This is a genomic window from Natronoarchaeum sp. GCM10025703 (assembly GCF_042661985.1).
In the GTDB taxonomy this organism is placed as follows: Archaea; Halobacteriota; Halobacteria; order Halobacteriales; family Natronoarchaeaceae; genus Natranaeroarchaeum.
On record NZ_JBHSZF010000001.1, the window covers coordinates 2,736,047 to 2,756,419 of the forward strand.

At 63.9% G+C, this 20,373-nt stretch carries 18 protein-coding genes and 5 pseudogenes; 13 read left to right on the forward strand and 10 right to left on the reverse strand.

The window, feature by feature from the left end; genetic code table 11:
• A complete protein-coding gene (locus ACFQH2_RS15315; RefSeq protein WP_377076903.1) occupies positions 1-159 on the forward strand; it encodes a hypothetical protein in 159 nt (52 codons plus the stop codon).
• A 44-nt stretch (positions 160-203) separates the two neighbouring features.
• On the forward strand, positions 204-848 hold the full coding sequence (locus ACFQH2_RS15320) for an HAD family hydrolase (RefSeq protein ID WP_377076904.1): 645 nt from the start codon (positions 204-206) through the stop codon (positions 846-848).
• 21 nt (positions 849-869) lie between these two features.
• On the opposite strand, the pseudogene ACFQH2_RS15325 reads toward ACFQH2_RS15320, so the two are convergent.
• Positions 870-3,091 (reverse strand): annotated as a pseudogene (locus ACFQH2_RS15325) (CDC48 family AAA ATPase).
• 233 nt (positions 3,092-3,324) lie between these two features.
• On the opposite strand from ACFQH2_RS15325, the pseudogene ACFQH2_RS15330 reads away from it, so the two are divergent.
• Positions 3,325-3,719, forward strand: a pseudogene (locus ACFQH2_RS15330) (DUF5811 family protein).
• Between the two features lie 44 nt (positions 3,720-3,763).
• Complete coding sequence (locus ACFQH2_RS15335) at positions 3,764-3,964, forward strand: hypothetical protein (protein WP_377055077.1); 201 nt, start codon at positions 3,764-3,766, stop codon at positions 3,962-3,964.
• Positions 3,965-4,344: 380 nt separating this feature from the next.
• Here the strand turns inward: ACFQH2_RS15335 and infB are convergent, their stop codons facing one another.
• Positions 4,345-6,144: a translation initiation factor IF-2 gene (infB, locus tag ACFQH2_RS15340; RefSeq protein ID WP_377055079.1), complete on the reverse strand. Its 1,800-nt coding sequence runs from the start codon at positions 6,142-6,144 to the stop codon at positions 4,345-4,347.
• 151 nt (positions 6,145-6,295) lie between these two features.
• Between infB and ACFQH2_RS15345 the strand changes: the two genes are divergently transcribed.
• Complete coding sequence (locus tag ACFQH2_RS15345; protein ID WP_377055081.1) at positions 6,296-6,529, forward strand: hypothetical protein; 234 nt, start codon at positions 6,296-6,298, stop codon at positions 6,527-6,529.
• Here ACFQH2_RS15345 and ACFQH2_RS15350 read toward each other — a convergent pair.
• Together ACFQH2_RS15350 and ACFQH2_RS15355 are read right to left on the reverse strand one after the other, a co-directional pair.
• Positions 6,486-7,468: pseudogene (locus ACFQH2_RS15350) on the reverse strand (5,10-methylenetetrahydromethanopterin reductase). The gene ACFQH2_RS15345 and the pseudogene ACFQH2_RS15350 overlap by 44 nt on opposite strands.
• Positions 7,469-7,487: 19 nt before the next feature.
• Positions 7,488-8,246, reverse strand: coding sequence for a coenzyme F420-0:L-glutamate ligase (locus ACFQH2_RS15355; RefSeq protein WP_377055085.1), 759 nt, complete (start codon positions 8,244-8,246; stop codon positions 7,488-7,490).
• 152 nt (positions 8,247-8,398) lie between these two features.
• On the opposite strand from ACFQH2_RS15355, the gene ACFQH2_RS15360 reads away from it, so the two are divergent.
• The 3 genes and pseudogenes from ACFQH2_RS15360 (at position 8,399) to ACFQH2_RS15375 (ending at position 11,289) form a co-directional block, all read left to right on the forward strand.
• Positions 8,399-8,845 carry a DUF2391 domain-containing protein gene (locus tag ACFQH2_RS15360; RefSeq protein WP_377055087.1) on the forward strand — a complete coding sequence of 149 codons (447 nt, stop codon included), beginning with the start codon at positions 8,399-8,401 and terminating at the stop codon, positions 8,843-8,845.
• Positions 8,846-8,900: 55 nt separating this feature from the next.
• Positions 8,901-10,243 (forward strand): annotated as a pseudogene (locus ACFQH2_RS15365) (initiation factor 2B).
• 245 nt (positions 10,244-10,488) lie between these two features.
• Positions 10,489-11,289 carry an alpha/beta fold hydrolase gene (locus tag ACFQH2_RS15375; protein WP_377055091.1) on the forward strand — a complete coding sequence of 267 codons (801 nt, stop codon included), beginning with the start codon at positions 10,489-10,491 and terminating at the stop codon, positions 11,287-11,289.
• A gap of 45 nt (positions 11,290-11,334) precedes the next feature.
• Here the strand turns inward: ACFQH2_RS15375 and ACFQH2_RS15380 are convergent, their stop codons facing one another.
• Both ACFQH2_RS15380 and ACFQH2_RS15385 read right to left on the reverse strand, forming a co-directional pair.
• Positions 11,335-11,745, reverse strand: a complete 411-nt coding sequence (locus tag ACFQH2_RS15380; protein ID WP_377076905.1) for an AI-2E family transporter — start codon at positions 11,743-11,745, stop codon at positions 11,335-11,337.
• A complete protein-coding gene (locus tag ACFQH2_RS15385; protein WP_377076906.1) occupies positions 11,733-12,329 on the reverse strand; it encodes an AI-2E family transporter in 597 nt (198 codons plus the stop codon). The genes ACFQH2_RS15380 and ACFQH2_RS15385 overlap by 13 nt, the downstream gene beginning before the upstream one ends.
• A 93-nt stretch (positions 12,330-12,422) precedes the next feature.
• On the opposite strand from ACFQH2_RS15385, the gene ACFQH2_RS15390 reads away from it, so the two are divergent.
• Complete coding sequence (locus ACFQH2_RS15390) at positions 12,423-12,851, forward strand: dCTP deaminase (RefSeq protein ID WP_377055095.1); 429 nt, start codon at positions 12,423-12,425, stop codon at positions 12,849-12,851.
• Positions 12,852-13,088: 237 nt separating this feature from the next.
• Here the strand turns inward: ACFQH2_RS15390 and ACFQH2_RS15395 are convergent, their stop codons facing one another.
• The 4 genes and pseudogenes from ACFQH2_RS15395 to ACFQH2_RS15410 all read right to left on the reverse strand — a co-directional run bounded on the left by ACFQH2_RS15395 (position 13,089) and on the right by ACFQH2_RS15410 (position 16,695).
• The gene (locus ACFQH2_RS15395; RefSeq protein WP_377055097.1) at positions 13,089-14,582 is read right to left on the reverse strand and encodes an MATE family efflux transporter; all 1,494 of its coding nucleotides are present in this window, start codon (positions 14,580-14,582) and stop codon (positions 13,089-13,091) included.
• Between the two features lie 6 nt (positions 14,583-14,588).
• Positions 14,589-15,226, reverse strand: a pseudogene (locus ACFQH2_RS15400) (TetR/AcrR family transcriptional regulator).
• A 185-nt stretch (positions 15,227-15,411) separates the two neighbouring features.
• Positions 15,412-15,735 (reverse strand): hypothetical protein, encoded by a 324-nt coding sequence (locus tag ACFQH2_RS15405; protein WP_377055101.1) that lies wholly within the window; start codon positions 15,733-15,735, stop codon positions 15,412-15,414.
• A gap of 204 nt (positions 15,736-15,939) precedes the next feature.
• A complete protein-coding gene (locus tag ACFQH2_RS15410; RefSeq protein WP_377076907.1) occupies positions 15,940-16,695 on the reverse strand; it encodes an SDR family NAD(P)-dependent oxidoreductase in 756 nt (251 codons plus the stop codon).
• 96 nt (positions 16,696-16,791) lie between these two features.
• Between ACFQH2_RS15410 and ACFQH2_RS15415 the strand changes: the two genes are divergently transcribed.
• From ACFQH2_RS15415 to ACFQH2_RS15430, 4 genes are all read left to right on the forward strand, one after another.
• The gene (locus ACFQH2_RS15415) at positions 16,792-17,244 is read left to right on the forward strand and encodes a universal stress protein (RefSeq protein WP_377055105.1); all 453 of its coding nucleotides are present in this window, start codon (positions 16,792-16,794) and stop codon (positions 17,242-17,244) included.
• 84 nt (positions 17,245-17,328) lie between these two features.
• Complete coding sequence (locus ACFQH2_RS15420; protein ID WP_377055107.1) at positions 17,329-18,300, forward strand: ROK family protein; 972 nt, start codon at positions 17,329-17,331, stop codon at positions 18,298-18,300.
• A 37-nt stretch (positions 18,301-18,337) separates the two neighbouring features.
• Positions 18,338-19,837, forward strand: a complete 1,500-nt coding sequence (locus ACFQH2_RS15425) for an LVIVD repeat-containing protein (protein ID WP_377055109.1) — start codon at positions 18,338-18,340, stop codon at positions 19,835-19,837.
• A 78-nt stretch (positions 19,838-19,915) separates the two neighbouring features.
• Entirely contained in the window at positions 19,916-20,281 is a 366-nt protein-coding gene (locus tag ACFQH2_RS15430) for a NifU family protein (protein ID WP_377055111.1), read from the forward strand.
• The last annotated feature ends 92 nt before the right edge of the window (positions 20,282-20,373 follow it).

Here is a 20,373-nt window from a genome sequence, read left to right on the forward strand (position 1 = left end):
ATGCTGCAGTTGCGATTACCGGTGAGTCCCGCCGATCTACCACAGATCTCCGGGAGTGCGGCTCTCGTCGCCGCCCTCTCCGTGCTGGCCGCGTGGTGGGCCCTCCAGGACGGAGATGCCGGTCCGACCGGCCGATCCGACCTGTTGGGACGAAGCTAAGTACGGCCCGCCGTTATCCCGGACTGCTTCGCATGTACGACGCGGTGCTCTTCGACAACGACGGTGTATTGACGTGGCTGACCTCTCTCGACGTCTTTTCGCGCGCTATCGAGACGACGTTTGCGGAGTTCGGCGTCACCGACCCCGACCCCCAGCACGTCGAAGCGCTGTACGGCATCACTCCGGACGAACTCCAGCGGATCTGCGAGCGCTATGGGGTCGACCCCGCACCGTTCTGGCGGCGGCGGGACCGAAACGCTGCCCTCGCCCAGCACGCCGAAATCCGGGCCGGGCGCAAGCCGCTGTACGACGACGTCGAGATCCTCGACGAACTCGATCAGGAACTCGGCATCGTCAGCAACAATCAGGCCGACACCGTCTCCTACATCGTCGACTACTACGACCTTCCGGGCAGTGACATCTGTTACGGGCGTCAGCCGACGCTCGACGGCATCCGTCGGAAGAAACCGGACCCGTACTATCTCCAGCAGGCTCTTTCCGCCATCGGCACTGAGGACGCCCTCTACGTCGGGGACAGTGGTTCGGACGTCGTTGCGGCCCGACAGGCAGGAGTCGATTCGGCGTTCGTCCGACGCTCACACCGACAGGACCTAGAGCTACCGGAACAGCCGACGTACGAAGTCGAGGACCTCTACGGCGTGCGAGATATCGTCGACTCCACAGACTGATCGCAAAAAGAACGATATCGGCTACTGGAAGCCGATGCGGCCGCCCTGTGGGCCACGTGGGTCGCTGCCGCCGCCTTTGAACTCCTCTTTCATCTGCTCGTAGTAGTCGAGGATGTCATCGGTGATCGTCGGCCGGACGTCTTCCAGCGCCAGTCGGAAGTGCCGCATCTCCACCGAGTCGGCGTCGTCGTCCTCGCGGAGGGCCTCGATGGCCGCCTCTCGCGCGATGGATTCGATGTCGCTACCGACGTAGCCGTCGGTGATCTCCGCGATCTCCCGGAGGCTGACATCGGCCGCGAGCGGCGTGTCATCGGTGTGGATGTTGAGGATCTGCTCTCGGCCTTCCACGTCCGGTTGACCGATCATCACGAGTCGGTCGAACCGGCCCGAGCGGATCAGCGCCGGGTCGATCATGTCCGGTCGGTTGGTCGCGCCGATCACCATCACCTCACCCATCTCTTCGAGGCCGTCGAGTTCGGTCAGTAGCTGGTTGACCACCCGCTCGGAGACGTTCGAGCCCATCTCCTGGCTTCGGGCAGGCGCGAGGCTGTCGAGTTCGTCGAAGAAGATGATCGTCGGTGCGACCTGCCGCGCTTTGCGGAACGTCTGGCGGATCGCTTTCTCGGACTCGCCGACCCACTTCGACAGGAGTTGCGGACCACGCACGCTGATGAAGTTGGCGTTGGTCTCGTTTGCCACCGCCTTCGCCATCAGCGTCTTCCCGGTACCTGGGGGCCCGTAGAGCAGGACGCCTTTGGGTGGCTCGACGCCCATCCGGGTGAACTTCTCCGGGCTGACATGGGCCACTCGACGCTCTCCTGGACCTGCTGTTGGGCCTCTTCGAGTCCACCGACGTCGTCCCAACTGATCTTCGGGAGTTCGACGAGCACCTCCCGCATCGCAGACGGTTCGACTTCGTTCAGCGCGCCGCGGAAGTCCTTCCGCTTGACGATCATCCGGTCGATCAGGCTCGGCGGGATGTCCTCCTCGTCGAGATCGATCTCCGGCAGGTAGCGCCGGAGCGCCTTCATCGCCGCCTCCTTGGTCAGGCTCTCGATATCCGCGCCCACGAAGCCGTGGGTCTCGTCGGCGAGGTGCCCGAGGTTCACGTCGTCGCTGAGCGGCATCCCGCGGGTGTGGATCTGGAGGATCTCCTCTCGGCCCACCTCGTCGGGGACGCCGATCTCGATTTCGCGGTCGAACCGGCCCGGACGCCGGAGCGCGGGATCGACCGAGTCGACGCGGTTCGTCGCCGCGATGACGATGACCTGGCCCCGCGATTCGAGGCCGTCCATCATCGTCAGCAACTGGGCGACGACCCGACGCTCGACCTCACCGGTAACGTCCTCGCGCTTGGGTGCGATCGAGTCCAGTTCGTCGATGAAGATGATCGAGGGCGACTCCTCGGTGGCATCCTCGAATATCTCTCGTAACTGCTGTTCGGATTCCCCGTAGTACTTCGAGATGATCTCGGGTCCGGCGATAGAGAAGAAACTGGCGGAGGTCTCGTTGGCGACGGCTTTCGCGAGTAACGTCTTCCCGGTGCCCGGCGGCCCGTGGAGCAGCACGCCTTGTGGCGGTTCGATGCCGAGCTTTTTGAAGATCTGCGGGTGTTTCATCGGGAGTTCGACCATCTCCCGGACCCGCTGGATCTCGCTTTGCAGGCCCCCGATATCCTCGTAGGTGATGCCGCCACCGGTCTTCTCGAAGCCGCTGATCGGCTCCTCACGGAGTTCGACGTCGGTGTCTTCGGTGACGAGTACGACGCCTTCCGGTTCGGTCTCGACGGCGATTAGCGGGATTGCCTGGCCCGGTGATCGCATGAACGGATGGTTCGTGCTGGACATGACCGGCACGATATCACGCCCGACAACCGGCCGCTTGAGGATCTGACGTTTGACCATTCCGGCGGCGTCGGAGCCGAACTGCACGCTCGCCTCCTCCGGCGGTGCGAGCACGAGCGAGTCAGCCTTCTGGGCCTCGGCTTTCTGGATCGTGACGCGCTCGCCGATGCCGACGTCGGCGTTTTGCCGGGTGAACCCGTCGATCCGGACGGTGTCAGTGTTCCAGTCCTGCCGGTCCGCGCGCCAGACTTTGGCCGCGGTGGTATCTGCACCCTCTATTTCGATAATATCGCCAGGGCTAAGCTTGAGGTGCAATAGCGTATCCGGATCGAGACGAGCGATGCCACGCCCCGAGTCGTTGGGGTAGGCTTTCGCGACTTCCAGTTGAACTTCGTTCATATTTCCAGTGTACGGGGTCGTGTTGATTCTCCGTGACGGGGTCCGATATGTCTTTTGTTGGCTCGAACCGCACGCCGTGGACGACAGTTCTACCGTGCCGTATGTTAACATTCTTGTCTGGGTCGCCCGGCTACAAATGCGTAACGGCGTCGGCAGAAGAAAAACAGCGGCAAAACGTCCACTGGCCCGAACCCTTTTATAAGCGGATTCCCTATCAGTAGCAAGGACTTTTCATGAACGGTAACACTCCGTACGCCGGAACTCCGGGCACCACGCAGGCCGGGAAGCGCGCGACCGCCGATCTGTCCGACCTGACGGCGGCCCAGCGGCGCGTACTCCGGGAGAACGTAACCCAGATTGCCGCCCGGACGCGCTCGTTCCTTCCTGACGAGTACGTCGTCGACGCCGACGTCTCGCAAGCCGCTGGCGGTGCGAGAGCAACCGTCGCCGTACAACCGCCGGTCGGGCATCCGGTCAGTGCTGGTTTCACCCCGGAGGGCGACGACTTCGACGACGAACCGCTGATCACCGACGACGACGAGTTCGAGGTGGCGCGTGGACTCGCCGCTGCGCGGCGCTACAGGTCAAACAGGCCGTGCAGGACGACGTGACGCCGACAGCGCGATAGCCAGCCCTGAGCAGTCTTTTAGTCGCGGCCGATTTAGCACTCGTATGAACACAGAGTACTGGCGTGCCGAACTGCCGCATCTCCTCGTCATCGTCCTGCTCGTCTTTGGCAGTGTCCAACTCGCCCAGATAGCGATTCCGGGCGGGTTGTCGTTCTGGGCGGGGCTCATAGTGGCGATGCTCGTCGGCCTGTTTTATCGCCCGACCGTCGAGCGGTTGGGCTATGCCCCCGACCACTGGGACTGACTCCTGACAGTGCTGTTCGCTCTCGAAGGCTATCTAACCCGCAGTATGATGGGGTTTGTGCTCCCCCCGAAGGACGCTAGCGCAAGGCTCATACGCCCCAGATGTCTATGGCAGTTTGATGACTGACGCTCACTACGAATGTTCGGGATGTGGCCGGAAGCTGCATTACCAGACCACGAAACACAACGGCTGTCCGGACTGCGGGACCGTCCCGCTGCACAGCGCCGACTGAGATAGCGCGGGTGCGGTGCCCGTGCTACCTTTTCAGGGACGCTACTGGGGTCTGGAGGCGGCCACAGCGGTCGTAGTTTTTCATCGTAAATGATGTGATAGCGGTAGCGCCGCGGACGAGTGCCGATAGCCGCCGGACCGTCCAGTCGTTATTTGCCCCAGAACGGATCCCGACGCCGATGCTTGTCGAGATACATCTGCAGGGCGTCCCGTTCGTCCGGCGGGATGTCCTCTAGCAGTTCCTGTTCCAGGATCTTCGCGTGTTTCTCGGGGAGTTCCGTCCAGAGTTCGTCGCCCTCCTCGATCTGTCGGCCGACGGTCGGGCCATCGATAGCGATGCTCACACGGTCGCCCTTGCGGGCCTCGTCGACGTCCTCGCCGCCGTCCTGGATCCCTTTGAGTTGCCCGACGCGCTCGGGTTCTTTAGCCTCGAACCGGGCGACAGCCTTGTTGTTCTGGAGCGTTCCCGAGAGGATTTCGACGCCGACCACGGCGGGGTCGTTCTGCCGGAACGTGTGATCGGGCAGGATCTGGAAGCGAGCGGGGCGGGTGATCTTGTCGAGGATGGTCTCCTGCTGTGCCTGCTCGCGCTCCTCGACGAACTCCTCGTACTCCTCGATCAGCCGGTAGATGACGTCGCTCTGGAAGATCCGAACGTCCTCTTCCTCTGCTGCGGTGTGGGCGTCGGCGAGCACGTCGACATTGAACGCGAGGATCGCTTCGTGTAACGGATCCTCGGCGGTGCTGGCGACGGAGATATCACGCGGTGCGACGTCGCCGACCTCCGCGCGGACGATTGGCACCTCGGCCTCGTTGAGCGCGTTCGACATGGCTTCCAGACTGCCGAGCGTGTCGGCTTTGACGACGAGTCCCTGCTCCTCGGTGTCGACGGCGATGTCGGCGAGTTCGGCCTGCACCTCCTCGATCACCTCGTCGATTTCGCGGTCGCGGACAACTCGGACCGGCGCGCCGGACATCGCGTCGTCAAGGTCGGGCGCAGCGATCTTGATCCCCGCCGCGGCCTTCAGTTCCTCGACGTTCTCGAATCGGCTTTCGGTCCGGATCTCCGAGAGCGGCCGCGGTTTCAACAGCGCGCGGACGTCCGTGACGATGGTGCCGTCGGCCGCGCCGACGACTACCGTATCGTCCTCCTTGACTGTGCCGTCGTAGAGCACGACGTCGAGCGTCGTCCCGAAGCCTTTCTCCTCTTTGACTTCGAGCACGGTGCCAACGCCGGGGCCGGAGACGTCGATCTCCATGGCCTCTTTCATGTAGCGCTGGGACAGGCCCATCATCACCGTCAGCAGGTCGGGAATCCCCTCGCCGGTCATGGCGGAGACGGGGACGACGCCGACGTTGTTCTGGAAGTTCTGGACCCGCCAGTACAGATCGGCCGAAAAGCCCTTGTCGCTCAGTTGGCCGATGATCTCGTAGAGTTTCTCGTCGAGTGCCGAGCGCACGCGGTCGCTCTGTTTCTCGTACGTTTCCTGTACCGGGGCGTCCTCGTTCGGGTTCCAGCCGGGAACGGTATCGATCTTGTTCGCCGCGACGATGAAGGGCGTCTCCGAGCGTTTGAGGATCTCGATCGCCTCCACAGTCTGGGGCTGGAAGCCGTCGTTGACGTCGACGACGAGGATCGCGATATCCGCCAGTGCGCCGCCACGGGAGCGCAGCGTTGCGAAGGAGTGGTGTCCCGGCGTGTCGATGAACAGCAGGCCGGGCAGGTCGAAGTCCGTCGGGTCGACCAGATCGCCGGCGATCTCCGAGATGACGTCGAGCGGCACTGCTGTCGCGCCGATGTGCTGGGTAATCGCACCCGCTTCGCCCTCGATCACCGCCGAGCCGCGGACCTTGTCGAGTACGCTCGTCTTGCCGTGATCGACGTGTCCGAGGACGGCGACGATAGGCGTTCGAAGGGCGGCGTCCGTTGATGTTGTAGAGTCCGACATAGTGACCACCAGAGAAGGTTCTTGTTCAGAAGCTACGGCGCGCAGCATTTATGCCTATCTTTTCCGACCGTGAGCGACCGCCGTCGGCCACGTCGCTCACGACTCGAAGAAGACGGAAGCAAACAAGTACCAGACACTCAAAGGGTCGGGTATGCACGCATTGCTCGGACTGCTCGCGGTGACGACGTTTGTCGACGACCTCAGCTCGGCGGCCGGGTACTTCGAGACTGCCGTGACGGTCGATCCGCTGTCGGCAATCCTTGTGGTCGTGGGTCAGCTACTCATTGCCGTCTCGATTCTCGTGTTCGGCTACCTCACGCTCCGCGCGGCACTCGACCTGGTTATTCCGGAATCGATCGGTCGAGCACCGCCCCAAGATGAGTGATCGCGGCGTCCTGATCCGGCCCTGCGGCGTCCCGGCCACGAAGCCATCGGCGTACTCCATGATGGCGTCGATCCGCTCTTCGACGTCCTCGGGCGTTCCTGCGACCGAAAAGGCGTCGATCATCCCGGGCGTGACCGTCCCGAACGCTTCCTCGAAGTCGCCCCGCTCGATAGCTTCGCCGATGGCCGCCGCGCGCTCCTCGTCGATACCGTGTCGGTCCAGTACCGGCGGTGCCGCACCCGAGGTGATGAAGGCGACTGGCTGGCGCGCGAGTTCGCGGGCCACGTCGGCGTCCTCGTCGACGCTGACGCTCGCGTATGCGGCGAACTCGAACTCACCGCGCTCGTCGGGCCGGTCGGCCAGCCCTTTTTCGACCTGCTCGGCCGCCCACGCGAAGTCGTCGGGGTGGGAGGCGTTGTACAGCAGGCCGTCGGCGTGTTTCGCGCTCATGCGGAGCATGTGTGGGCCCTGCCCGCCGACGTAGACCGGAATCTCACCGTCGACGTCGTACTCCAGTCCGGCGTCTTTCGCGGTGAACGTGCCGTCGTGCTGGACGCGCTCGCCAGCCCAGAGGTCCTGGGCGACTTTGAACGACTCCAGCACGCGCCGGAGCGGCTTGTCGCGCTCGACCCCGAGCCCGGAGAGCGTGGACTTGTCGCCGGGGCCGATGCCAAAGACCGCGCGGTCGTCGCTGACTTCGTGCAGACTCGCCACCTGCGAGGCCAACTGGACCGGATGAACGACGTAGGGGTTGGCCGCCGCCGGGCCGACGCGGATCTCCTCGGTCGCCGCAGCGATCCGGTCGAGCGTCACGAACGGATCGCGATTGAAGTAGTGACACGCCGCAAACAGCGTGTCGAAGCCGTTTCGTTCGGCCGCCTGCGCGCGGTCGACGATCTCTACTACCGGATGATCGGGGGTGAGTTCGATGCCTTTCATACGTTCTCTGGTCTGCCTGTTACTCGTCGTAGCTCCACTGCCGCAGCGCTTGCTGAACGAAGTCGCCATCCACGTCGCGGAACAGTTCGTCGCTCCCGCCGTGGTCGCCGAAGACCCAGTCGCGGATCACGACGACGGGGGTTCCGCCCGCGCCTTCCCCGGCGACGAGGTTCGCCGTCGCCGCCAACTCGTCGACGACCGACTGGACCGTCACTTCGAGTTCGTGGCCGTCTCGGTCCTGCTCGCCGCGCCAGTCACGACTCGCGGGCATACCGTCCCAGCCGAGGGTGACGCCGCGCTGGCCGTGACGGAACGGCCGCCCGCAGGTGTCCGAGACGATTACCGGCACGTCGGTCGAAAGCCCCTCGCGAATCTCCGCGGCGCGCTCGGAGGGCTGTTCGGGAAGGAGCAGAATGTCGTGGCCGGGGACGTTCGAGCGGTCGATCCCCGCGTTCACGCTGATATGGCCGAAGTGGGTCTCGGTCAACAGGAAGGGGGCCTCCATCAGTAGCTCTCGGCTCTCCTCCAGGACTGCCTGGGCGAAGCGCGGGTCCTTCTCGTCGCCGGTGATCGCCGCCAGCCGATCCGCAATATCGGTCGCCCGCTCACCGGCCGGGAAGTCGCCCAGGTCGGCCGTCCGCCCTCGCGCCTTCGAGACGACCGTACTCGCGACCACGACCACGTCGTCCGGACGCAGGTCTATCCGCTCGTCGATCATCGCCGCCAGATCGTCTCCCTCCCGTATTTCCGGGAGGTCCGGCACCGGGAGCGCCTGCATACCCGCTTCTCGGCAGCGTGGAGGTAAAAGCGCGCGGATGGTGGAAAGCACGTCCGCTGTCGAAGGCCGGATCGGCGGCGTCCCCGATGCAGACTGAACCGATCCAGTCGGCTACCGGGTGGTATTTCACCGGCGGGTCGGTACGTAGCGGTATGAATTTGCAACGACCGCGCCGGCCACGGGGATTCCGTATCGCCGACTCCGCCCAGCAGATCGTCGGCGGATTTCTGCTCGCCGGGCCGTTCGTCGTGACCGAGGAGGTCTGGGTGCTGGCGTCGAACATGAGCATTCTGCAAGCGATCCTGACGATGGGAATCGTGTTCGCGATCGGCTATGCGACGCTGTACAAAGCGGATACGAACCGTGATGCCGACGCCGAGCAACAGGTCGCCGGCATTCCGATCCGATTCCTGTCGCTGATGCTGGTCTCGTTCGGATCGGTGACGATCCTGGCGCTGCTGTTCGACGCGCCAGATACGTTCGTGGACGAGGCCGCGTCGACCGCTGAACTGGTTCAGGTCACGATCACGGCGATCAGCGTGGGATCGGTCTTCAGCGTCGTCGGCGCGGCGACGGCCGACAGCGTCTTCTCCCGATAGAGACTCTTCGCAGTGCATCGAAAACGGTACCAGAGCGGCAGGCCTTCCTCCGACCATGACCACACGCGTCTGTGTCTTCCTCCGTCATGGTGGGCAAGTGCTCGCCGAACGTCGTCCCGAGGACGGTGGGGAGGCGTCACGATGGGGTCTCCTCTCCGGTCAGTGCGACGACAGCGCGGCGGACGAACCGATCGCATCGGCACGGCAGATACTGCGCGAGGACATCGGTATCGCCGACGGGGTCGAACTCGTCCGGACCGGGTCGCCCGTCGAGACCGAGGAGGGCACGCGCAGTCCGGTACTGTTCGATCTGGACGAGGCGACGGCCGCCGGTTCAGTCGTCGAGTCGAACGAACGCCGCCAGTGGATCTCGCCGACAGTCTTGCTCCACGAGGACGCCGCCCCGGGGTGCTGGGAGGCCTACGAACGCGTCGCCCCGACGGTCCGATCGGTCACTGCGGACGACGACCACGGTGCGGCGTATCTCTCCGTTCGCGCACTCGAAATCCTCCGGGACCGGGCCGCCCTGCTGGCTGCTGAAGGTGACGCTGACGCGGACGAACTCCTCGACCTCGGGAGGCGCTTGCTCCGCGCCCGCCCGAGCATGGCAGTGCTTCGGAACCGGGTGAACCGGGCACTGAACGAGGCGACCGAAGGAGACGGCGAACAGGAGTCTGGCACCGTCAGCGAGGCCGAAGCGACGACGCCAGCCACGCGCGTCGAGCACGCCGCGACGGAGGGCATCGAACGGGCACTCGCGGCGGATGCCGACGCGGCGCGGGAAGCGGCCGACCTGCTCGGCGGCGACAGCGTGCTCACGCTCTCGCGCTCGGGCACGGTGCTCGCGACGCTCCGGCGTGCCGATCCGGGAGCCGTCTTCGTCGCGGAGTCCCGGCCAGCACGGGAGGGCGTCGACGTCGCCGAGACGCTCGTAGAGTCCGTCGGGGTTCCCGTCACGGTTCATACGGACGCCGCCGTCGGGCACGTGCTGGCGACCGAAGATATCGACGCCGTGCTGGTCGGCGCGGACACCGTCCTGCCGGACGGGCGCGTCGTCAACAAGACCGGCACCCGCGTTGCCGCGCTGGCGGCCGCCCGCGAGGGGTTCCTGTCTACACCGTCGCGGCGAGCGACAAGATCAGCCACGAGGACTCGGTCAACCTCGAAACCGGGATCGCCACCGCGGTGTACGACGGTGACGCTAACCTCGACGTTCGGAATCCGACGTTCGACGTCACGCCGGGCGAGTTGGTGACGGGCGTCGTCACCGAACGCGGACGACTCGATGAAGAGGACGTCGCCGCAGTTGCCGAAGAGCACGCCGCCGCCGCGGAGTGGCAGAACCCGCCCGAAGACGGAACACGGGAGCCTGCTGAAGCCGAATGGGAGGACCACTGAAAACGGCGGGTGGCGGGACTGCGAACGGCGAGGGGAAGACTGGACGGGACCACGAACCGGAAGGCCGAACCTGAAGACGCAACAGTAAAACGCCGCCACGGTCTACCGTCGAGGGGCGGCAGTGACGAAGGTTACCCCCACCGAGCCCCTTGTGACGACACCTTACACCGAGCCGCCTTCTTACATCTCGTGAGTGGCGATGCTCTCCGGTAGGCTTATTCGCGCCGTGACACGACTGTAACCTCATGCCAACAGCCGAGTCGACGGTCACAGTTCACAGGGATGTCCCGTACCGGGAGGTGGCTGGCGAGACGCTAAGGCTCGACATCTACGAGCCAACCGACCGCAAGGGCCCCCTCCCCGTGGCCGTCCTCGTCCGTGGGGGCGGGTTCGTCATCGGCGACAAGGGCGAGTTCGCCCGACACGCCATCGACTTTGCGAGCGATGGCTTCCTCGCAATCGAGCCACAGTACCGACTCGCCCCGGAGTGGCCGTTTCCGGCGGCTCTCTCCGACGTTCGGGCAGCGGTCGAGTGGGTCCGGGACGAGGGGAAGCAGTACGACGCCGATCCGGACCGTCTCGCCGGGGTCGGCCACTCCGCGGGGGCGAATCTGGTCGCGCTCGCGGCGGCAACCGCCAACGGCGCTGAAGAGGCGGACGCGTCGCCACTCGCCGCAGTCGTCGGCTATTCGGGTATCTACGACTTCCGGGCGTTCGACACCGCCGAGTTCGACCCCGACGAACCCGACATCCACGCGCAGTATCTCGGCGGAACCATCAAAGAGGTCCCGGAGACGTACGAGCGCGCCTCGCCCGCCGCGCGGATCGACGACTCGACGCCGCCGACGCTGTTGCTCCACGGGGCCGACGACGACGTACTACCGGCGGCGCAGTCCGAACAGTTCGCCGACGCACTCGCGCCCGTAACCGATGTCGAGTTCGACGAACTGCCGACCGATCACGGTCTGCCGTTCCACGGGGCGACCTACGACCGCGTGTACGAGCGCACTCGCACGTTCCTCCACGAGCACGGCCTCGACGGGTAGGTCCTTACCCCGCGCTCGGTATCCCGTGCGTGCGGTCGAACACGGTCACAGCCGCCTTGAACAGGGCGAGCAGGACCGGGCCGAGGAACAGCCCCATGACCCCAGCAGGTAGATACCGCCCAGGACGCCGATCAGCACGATTGCCGGGTGGATCCCCGACCCCACATCGACGAGGATCGCCCGGAGATACTCGTCGACGACCGCGAGGACCGACAGCCCGTAGACCAGCAGGATCACCGCTCCGACCGGATCCCCGACGACGATGAGGTAGCCGACCATCGGCCCCCAGACGAGCCAGATACCGATCAACGGCAAAACCGAGAGGATCACCATAACCACTGCCCAGAACGCGGCGTTGGAGATGCCGAGCACCCACAGGCCAAGCCCGCCGAGGATCCCCTCCGCGATTGCGACCAGCAGATGGCTCCCGACGACGGCCCAGATTACGCGCGACATCTCCTCGTACAGTTCGTCCTGAACGTCCCCGGAAAGGGGGTTACCTGACGGGTCCAGTCGAGTAGTTCGGTGCCGTCGACCAGAAAGTAGTACAGCAGGAAGGCGAGTATCAACACGCCGGTCCCGACTTCGACCGTCGTATCGAGCAGTCCGAGCGTCTGCGTGAGGAGAATATCCGTCGACGCGTCGAGCAGGCCCTCGAACTCCGCCAGGACCGCCGACTCGAACTCTGCGACCTGTTCGGGTTGGGCACCCAGATCCTCGAGGAGGAAGCGCCTGATCGAATCAATGAACGCGGACAGTTGGCTCCCCTGTAGTTCGGTGAGAAACGAGATTGTCGTATCGATGATGATCAGTGACAGTATCAGAAGGGGCACGATTGCCACCACGAACGTGACAGCAGTGAGGAAGCCGGCGGACAGTCGCTGACCGATCCGGTCGGCTAGCCGCTCGTGGAGGGGAAAGAGCACGAATGCGATCAGTCCGGCGGCGAGTACGTACTGGAGGAACGGATCCACGAGCAGGAAGCCGATCACCCCGAGCACGGCGACCAGGAGGGCAAAGAACGCGGTTCGAACGTCCATATTCCGAACTCATAACAGAGCTATGTAAACGTTGAGATATTGGTAGGTGCTGTAGCCGAGACTTTTTGCGCCGGCGCGTGGACATCACAGTCGATGCCCTCGCTCGCCGAACTCACCGATGCGCTCGACGGAATCGTCTACGAGGAGACCCAGCGACGCGACCACGGGATCGATCTCACCGTCGCCGAGGTGTACGAGGTCGATACCCCTGGTCGAGTCGACTTCGGGGGCGGCGAACTTGCCGAGGCCGAACTCGCTCCGCACGACCGGACGTGGCGACAGGGGGACGACGAGTACCAGTGGTGGCATCTCGACGCCGGGCAGTACCTGATCGAGTACAACGAGCGACTGTCGGTGGACGAACGCGTAGTTCTACAGGTGCGCGATGAACTCCGTGCTCGCGGGGCCGCGCACCCGACCCTGCACGTCGACGAACTCTCACTGGTTCCGTTATCGGTCGGCGGGGGCGGTCTCCGACTGAAAGAGAACGCGAGAGTGTCAACATTGCTGGCAGACGGATGAGGTCGATCCGGAGATAGGAAGTACATCTGTCCAATATTTAATGGCAAAACAAGACATATATTCAATATAGGGGAAGCTGTTTTCTGCCCCTGTGGTCTACTTCCGCGTGCGTGCTGGATGGCACGCACATTCGTCTTCCGGTGTTCCACTTCACCGGGCGACAGCGGGGGACGGCTGGCTTCCGACAGCTCCGACTGGCCTCCGATGGCCGCTCCCCCGCCTCGCACGTTCGTTCGCTCAGTCACTGCCCGGTGTGGCAGTCGGTTCGTCCACATCCACTTCGTTGTCCGTCCAGGTCCCCCTGAGGAACCAGAGGCCAGTCGTGACAGCGCTGGCGACGTAGGAGAACGCCATGGCGTACCAGACACCGATTACGCCGAGATCCGTGTAGACCACCAGGAAGTACGCGACAGGAATCCGGTAGATCCAGAGCTCCTGGATTGACAGAAACATGGCCGTTCGCGTCGACCCGCTCCCACGGAACGCCCCGAGGACGACCTGGAAGATGCCGAGAAAGGCGAAGGTCGGTGCGGCGATGACGAGATACGCCGAACTGACCTCGATCACGCCCGCGGCACCCTCACCTGTAATGAACACGCCGGTAATCGGTTCGGCGTAGGTGTACGCCACGACGCCGACGAGGGAGAACACGCCGACGATAATTGCACTGCTCATGCCGACCGCCTGTTTTGCCCGCTTGATCTGGTTGGCCCCGAGGTTCTGTCCGACCGCCGTCTCCGTTCCTCGTGCCAGGCCCATCGCGGGAAGGAAAACGAGCGAAGCGAGTCGCTGGACGATACCGTACGCGGCGACGGCGTCGGTGCCAGCGATGGCGACAATCGCCGTCAGCGCCGTGATCCCGAAGGAGCGAAAGCCCTGCTCGCCCGCAGTCGGCAGGCCGAGATCGACGATCTTGCGGACGGTTGTCCGCTTCGGGCGGAGGTCAGACAGCGACGGTTTGAGGCCGGTACGGCCACTGAACAGGAGATACATGCCGATCATCGCCGCCGCTCCGCGCGAGAGGATCGTCGCAACTGCCGCGCCGGCGACGCCCCAGCCCTCGAAGCCGGTCGCCTCGTAGAGCCACGCTTCCAGCGCAAGGCCGTCGAGACCCGGTATCGCGGTGAGCCACGCGAACAACACGTTGTCGTCGAACCCGAGGATGAATATCGGATCGACGAGGAGGTTGACCGCGACGCTGACGATCATCAGGTACAGCGGCGTCTTCGTGTCACCCCAGCCACGCATCAGCGCGTCGAATATGAAGAACCAGAACATGAACTGCACCCCGAGGAAGATGATACGCGTGTATTGGACTGCGTAGGCGTAGGCGTCGGTGCCGGGATTCGCGCCGACGAACTGCATAAGCGTCGGGGTGAGCAGATAGCCAAGGACCGCACAGAGGACGGACAGCAGTGTGACAAAGGAGATAGTCTGCCCGGCGACGTGGTGGGACTGGCTCTCGTTGCCTGCCCCCTTGTTCTGGGCGATCAGTACGGTGCCCGCGACGGTGAACCCGCCCGCCACGCTGACCATCAGGAAGATGATCGCGAAGGAGTACGACAGCGCCGCGACGGCGTCAGAGCCGACGCGCCCGACCCAGAACGTGTCCGCGAGGTTGTATCCGACCTGCAGGAGTTGCGTGAGGATGATCGGGGACGCGAGCATGATCAGGGGCTTCAGTAGCTTCCCGTCGACGACGTCTACCGATCGGTCCCCGCTTTCACCCATTCGACGCTACTGCCCCTTCCCAGTTGTGTCGTCTGTCCCGTCGACGAGTAGGCCCTCGACGAACTGTTCTTCTAGCTGGTCGCGGACTCCACGGGTGTATTCGGGGTCGTCGAGCGTGATCTGGCGCGTCCGCGCGCCGTCAAGCGTCGCAACAAGGAGCCGTGCGGTTGCGGCGGGGTCGACCTCCCGGAACACACCTTGCTCGATCCCATTCTGGATGATGTCGGCGACCGTCGATCGGAGTACCTCGTCACTGCGCGCGAGTTGTTCGCGATAGGCCTCGTTGAACGGCCCTCGGGACCGGAGTTCAGCAGGGCGAGATGGAGCGCCGCTCGCTCGTCCTCTTCGGGTGCGAACTCCCACAGATCGAGATACTCCCGGAGTCGGTCGGCGGGCGAGTTCTCCTCGCTCGGTGCGACGACCTCCTCGAACTCGGTGATCAAATGGTCGATAAACGCCACCAGCAGGTCTTCTTTCGTGTCGAAGTGGTAGTGCAGGAGCGAGGTGCTCTTGCCAGCCTCGTCGGCGATATGTTGCATCGTGAGGTCGGCGTAGCCGTGCTCGCAGAGGGCGCGATAGGTCGCGTCCATGATTTCCTCGCGCGTATCTGCTGCGGCGTCGGAGCCGTTCGGTGTGTCGGCCATCCTGACTGACTAGTCAGTTAGTGAACGGTAAACGGCTTTCGGAGTCGGACGATAGCGTTGTGGAGGACGGCAAGCGACCGAGACGCATCACTGCTGGTTCTACTGTGGCTACACGTCTACCAGTCTGGACCGCCACCGATCACTCCAAAAGCACAGACAGCTCCGCACCGCCGGGTGCGTCGACGTCAGTTGGAGCGTCGCCAGTCAGGAGCCGCCTCCAGCCTGGGAATTGCCGATTCGAGTTCCGATCGGATCGCGCCGTAAAAGCGCTCTCGGCCCACAGGCGTCTCCACGCGAATGATGACGGTAGTGCTTGTGACCTCGAAAATCGACATCACCCATCGCCTGCTTGCCTGCTCCCAGCGACAGAGCAGTGTCGACTCATCGTCGTCGACGGTACGCGATCCTAACTCCCAGCTCTGTCGTGACAGATGGGAGAAGTCGTACGGTACGGCGCCCGGGAGAGATACAGGGTCGTCGCCGTCACAGGGACTGGCACGTACTACCATGATGATACGTTCGTATCGCAAAAGCAAAAATATGGGTATTCGCTCGCGAGACGCTCGAACCACACTTCTTCGGGCAGCCACCCCCGTCAACCTCGATATCCTCACCGACCTTTTTTGACTCGGGTGTGCAGGCACACCGCTCGCAAAAAAATCTCGGCCAAAAATCCGAAGCGCACCGCGCTTCGGTGAACTCGCTCGCTCCGCTCACGAGACGCTCGAACTACACTTCCTCGGGCAGCCACCCCCGTCAACCTCGATATTCTCTCCGCTGATATATCCGCTGTCCTCGTCAAGGAAAAAGAACATCGCCTGTGACATGTCCTCGAAGCCGGCGGGCCGTCCCCGTGGGAGTTCGTCGGGGAACTCCGCCGAGTTCTCGACGACGTAGGGGGAGATGGCGTTGACAGTGATGCCGTCGTCAGCCGTGTCGGCCGCGAGCATCCGGGTGAACATCAACACGCCGGCTTTGGCCATGAAGTAGGGGGCGTTCTTCGGGTTTATCAGTCCCTTCTCGCTGGAGGCGTAGCCAACGTTGACGATGCGGCCGTAGGACTGCTCGTGCATCGCCGGTAGTGCGCGACGCGAGCAGAGATAGGTCGCGTTGACGTTCGTATCGAAGACGCCCTGCCACGTCTCGTAGTCCATCTCCGTCCAGTGGACGGGCGCAAACGCCCCGACGTTGTTGACCAGTACGTCGACGGCGCCGAGTTCGGCCTCGACGGCGTCGAAGATATCGTCCACGTCCGCTGGCACCGTGACGTCGCCCTGCACGACTGTCGTATCGCTTGCGCCGCGCTCTTCGGCCCGCCCGGCAACAGTCGCCGCGGCGTCGTCACTCGTGTTGTAGTGGACCGCCGTCTTCGCGCCGCGGTCGGCCATCGCAAGCAGTAGTTCACGGCCGACGCCGCGGGCGCTCCCCGTGACCAGCACCGTCTGCCCGTCGAGATCAGGATCGATCATATCTGGTCCAGGGGTTCGAGAGCAAAAGAACACGGTCTTTGTGCGGGATATCTCCACGTCAGTATATTTAACACGGTTGCAAGAGAATAGCCCTGTATGACACTGAAATCAGTTCTCGTCGCAGTCGGACCTGGCGACGCCGAACGGGCCGAAGAGATCGCAGAAGCAGCCATCGAAGTTGCCGGGCCCGCCGACGCCACAGTCTCCCTGGCACACGTATTTACCGACGACGAGTATCAGGACGTCCTCGACCAACTCGAGTTCGACACTGAACTGTCGGAAGTCTCGGCGGACGACACTGCCCAGCGCCACGCCACCATCCGCTCGCTCTCGGACTTGCTAGAAGAGCAGGAGATCAGATACGAGATTCGTGGCGCAGTCGGACCGCACGGCGAGACCATCGTCGATCTGGCTAAAGAGACCGATGCGGACCGCGTCATCGTCGGAGGCCGAAAACGGTCGCCGACCGGCAAAGCGGTGTTCGGTAGCACCGCACAGCACGTCATGCTCAACTCCCCGTCTCCCGTCACGTTCGTTCGTGAACAGTAGACCGGTATTGGCTCGCCGTCGGTGAGCGGACCGGCGGGAAAGAAACTATGTAATTAAGTACGACCGGATTCCTTTTGGAGGTACATGGTGCATTACGCGGGCGTCGACCTGGGCGCAACCAACGTCCGGGCCGTCGTCGCTGACGACGACGGAACCATCGTCGGCTCACACGAGCAAGGAACGCCGCGCGGGCCGACCGGGATCGCCGTGACCGAGGCCGTCCTCGGCGTTCTCCGGCAGGCCTGCAGGGACGCTGGCGTCGAACCCGAATCGATCACCGCCGCTGGCATCGGCTCGATCGGTCCCCTGGATCTCGCCGAGGGGGCAGTGATGGATCCGGCGAACCTCCCGAACACGATCGATCGAATCCCCCTCACCGGGCCGGTCGAGAAACTGATCGACAGCGACGAGGTCTACCTACACAACGATACGAACGCGGGCGTCATCGGCGAGCGTTTCTACAGCGACCGCAACCCGGACGACATGGCGTATCTGACCATCTCGAGCGGGGTCGGTGCCGGCGTCTGCGTCGACGGGAACGTGCTCTCGGGCTGGGACGGCAACGCCGGCGAGGTCGGCCACATGGTGGTCGACCCGCAGGGACAGCTCACCTGTGGCTGTGGGAAGGACGGCCACTGGGAAGCGTACTGTTCGGGGAACAACATTCCCAGGTACACGAAGTGGATCCATCAGGAGGATCCCATCGACACTGCCCTGCCGGTTCAGGATCCCGAGTTCAGCGCGGCGGACGTCTTCGAGTACGCGGGCGAGGACCCGCTTGCCGATCACGTCATCGACCAGGTCGCTCACTGGAACGCAATGGGCGTCGCCAACATCATTCACGCGTACGCCCCGCTGGTCATCTACGTCGGCGGTGCAGTTGCGCTCAACAACGAAGAACTCGTGCTCGGCCCGCTCAAAGAGGAACTCCCCGAAATGGTGTTCACCAACGTTCCGGAGGTCCAGTTGACGACGCTGGGCGACGAAGTCGTGGTCAAGGGTGCGCTCGCGAGCGCGCTGACCCGCGGCACCGGCGACCGCGCGAAGCTACACTGACCGCGGGGTTTATTTCTCTCTCGTCCGGACCATTCGTATGCGCCGCCGAACCCTCCTCCGTGCCGGTGCGGGTGTCCTTGCTGGAACCGCTGTGGGACGTGTGGCCGCACAGGAACGGGACGGCTACGAACCGATGGGTAGTGTCGAGATTCCGGGTGCGAAAGAGGCCGCGATCACCGACGACGGCGAGATTGCCTACGTGGCCGCGGGCGACGGCTTCGTCACCGTCGATCTCTCCGATCCCACAGCGCCAGCCGTACTCAACGAAGAGCGGGGCATCCCCTCGGACGATCCGCTCGACGGCATCTGGGACCTCTGGCCGGACGGTGATCGGCTGGTCGTCGCCGGTCCCGCGAACCGCACCTTCGCGACGCCGACGGTCCTACTCTACGACGTGAGCGACCCGGCAAATCCCGTCGGCATCGACCTGTACGAACCGGGCTATCCGATCCACAACACCTTCTTCGAGGACGGTATCGTCTATCTCACGCAGCACGGCGACGAGGGGAATCCGATCGCACTCGTCGACACGGCAGAGGACGAACTAACCGAACTCGCGCGGTGGTCCTTACTCGATCACGAGGACGACTGGAGCGGCGTCAGCCAGCGGCTCTACCCGATCCACGACATCTACGTACAGGGTGAGCTCGCCTACCTTTCCTACTGGGACGCCGGCGTCTGGGTCCTCGACGTGAGCGATCCGAGCGCTCCGGAGTACGTCAACCATTTCGGCGACTACTCGCGCGAGGAACTCGAATCGATGAGCCAGGAGCGATCGCTCTGGGAGCCGTTCGCTCCGCCAGGCAACGCTCATTACTGTCAAGTCAACGAGGAGGGAACCGTACTGGGCGTCAGCAAGGAAGCCTGGACGACGACCGACGAAAACGACGAACCGGTCGGCGGCCCCGGCGGTATCGACCTCTGGGACGTCACGGACCCGACCGATCCGGAGCGTCTCTCGCGTATCGAGCCGCCGGAGTCGTACGACAACACCCAGCAGGGACAGTTTACGACCGCACACAACTTCGACCTGGTCGGGGACCGGCTGTACTCGTCGTGGTACTTCGGTGGCGTCAAAGTTCACGACGTGAGCAACCCGGCGAATCCGGCGGAACTGGTCTGGTGGCGAGAGCCCGACGAGGCCGTCTTCTGGACCGCGCAGGTCGGCGTTCCCGGGGACTTCTTCGTCGGCAGCAGCGGGGAGAGCGACGGCGGGTTTCAGCTTGCTACGACCGGCGCGCTGTACACGTTCCCCGACGAGGCGGGCGAACAAGCGTCGCCGCCGTCGCTCGTCGACTCGGCTGCGACCGGCTCTGACCAGGACGACGACAGCGCGAGCGAGAACGACGAGGGTACCGAAGACGACAGTGCGAGCGAGAACGACGAGGAAACCGATACCGAAGACGACACAGACGGCGACGACGGCTCAACTGAGTCGGACGACGATTCTATCCCCGGCTTCGGCGTCGGAGCCGGGGTTGCAGGCATCGGCCTGGCCGCCTGGCGCCACGCAACACGTAGTGACGACGGGGAGTAACATCGTAAACCATGATGGTTAGACGTCCAGACGGCCGAAACCCGAACCCTTTCCGTTCTCCGCTGTGTACTGGTGATAATGAGTACCGAAGCGTCCGAGGAGACGGACGACGGGGAGAGCCTGGCCGACGAAATCGAAAGCTGGCTGGTAAAACAGATGCCGATCATCCAGATGCACGGCGGAACCAGCAACGTCCGCAAGGCAGACCCCGAGGACGGCGAAGTGATTATCGAACTCGGTGGCGGCTGTTCGGGCTGTGACGTCGCCGACATCACTTCCGGAAACATCGAGGCCGAACTGCTCAAGAAGTATCCCGAGGTCAAAGACGTCACCGTCCGAGTCCCCGACTCGGGCGAGGCCTTCGGCATTGACCAGCAAGAGAGCATTATGGGCGTCGACCGAACCGAAGGCGGTCGTGGCGACGTCAAAGGCAGCCGCTGGTAACACGTCGCTTTCCCGCGAACTGGCCGTATCCACTGACTATCTGGTTCCCTTGTGAGTATCTGACTTGGCCTGGTTTTCAGTTACTGGGAACG

What these genes read in the sequence shown, in the direction of transcription:
- ACFQH2_RS15315 (WP_377076903.1), top strand. Translation starts at nt 1, where the DNA reads ATGCTGCAGTTGCGATTACCGGTGAGTCCCGCCGATCTACCACAGATC.
- ACFQH2_RS15335 (WP_377055077.1), top strand. Translation starts at nt 3,764, where the DNA reads ATGAACACAGAGTACTGGCGTGCCGAACTGCCGCATCTCCTCGTCATC.
- infB (WP_377055079.1), bottom strand. Translation starts at nt 6,144, where the DNA reads ATGTCGGACTCTACAACATCAACGGACGCCGCCCTTCGAACGCCTATC.
- ACFQH2_RS15345 (WP_377055081.1), top strand. Translation starts at nt 6,296, where the DNA reads ATGCACGCATTGCTCGGACTGCTCGCGGTGACGACGTTTGTCGACGAC.
- ACFQH2_RS15355 (WP_377055085.1), bottom strand. Translation starts at nt 8,246, where the DNA reads ATGCAGGCGCTCCCGGTGCCGGACCTCCCGGAAATACGGGAGGGAGAC.
- ACFQH2_RS15360 (WP_377055087.1), top strand. Translation starts at nt 8,399, where the DNA reads ATGAATTTGCAACGACCGCGCCGGCCACGGGGATTCCGTATCGCCGAC.
- ACFQH2_RS15375 (WP_377055091.1), top strand. Translation starts at nt 10,489, where the DNA reads ATGCCAACAGCCGAGTCGACGGTCACAGTTCACAGGGATGTCCCGTAC.
- ACFQH2_RS15380 (WP_377076905.1), bottom strand. Translation starts at nt 11,745, where the DNA reads ATGTCGCGCGTAATCTGGGCCGTCGTCGGGAGCCATCTGCTGGTCGCA.
- ACFQH2_RS15385 (WP_377076906.1), bottom strand. Translation starts at nt 12,329, where the DNA reads ATGGACGTTCGAACCGCGTTCTTTGCCCTCCTGGTCGCCGTGCTCGGG.
- ACFQH2_RS15390 (WP_377055095.1), top strand. Translation starts at nt 12,423, where the DNA reads ATGCCCTCGCTCGCCGAACTCACCGATGCGCTCGACGGAATCGTCTAC.
- ACFQH2_RS15395 (WP_377055097.1), bottom strand. Translation starts at nt 14,582, where the DNA reads ATGGGTGAAAGCGGGGACCGATCGGTAGACGTCGTCGACGGGAAGCTA.
- ACFQH2_RS15405 (WP_377055101.1), bottom strand. Translation starts at nt 15,735, where the DNA reads ATGGTAGTACGTGCCAGTCCCTGTGACGGCGACGACCCTGTATCTCTC.
- ACFQH2_RS15410 (WP_377076907.1), bottom strand. Translation starts at nt 16,695, where the DNA reads ATGATCGATCCTGATCTCGACGGGCAGACGGTGCTGGTCACGGGGAGC.
- ACFQH2_RS15415 (WP_377055105.1), top strand. Translation starts at nt 16,792, where the DNA reads ATGACACTGAAATCAGTTCTCGTCGCAGTCGGACCTGGCGACGCCGAA.
- ACFQH2_RS15420 (WP_377055107.1), top strand. Translation starts at nt 17,329, where the DNA reads ATGGTGCATTACGCGGGCGTCGACCTGGGCGCAACCAACGTCCGGGCC.
- ACFQH2_RS15425 (WP_377055109.1), top strand. Translation starts at nt 18,338, where the DNA reads ATGCGCCGCCGAACCCTCCTCCGTGCCGGTGCGGGTGTCCTTGCTGGA.
- ACFQH2_RS15430 (WP_377055111.1), top strand. Translation starts at nt 19,916, where the DNA reads ATGAGTACCGAAGCGTCCGAGGAGACGGACGACGGGGAGAGCCTGGCC.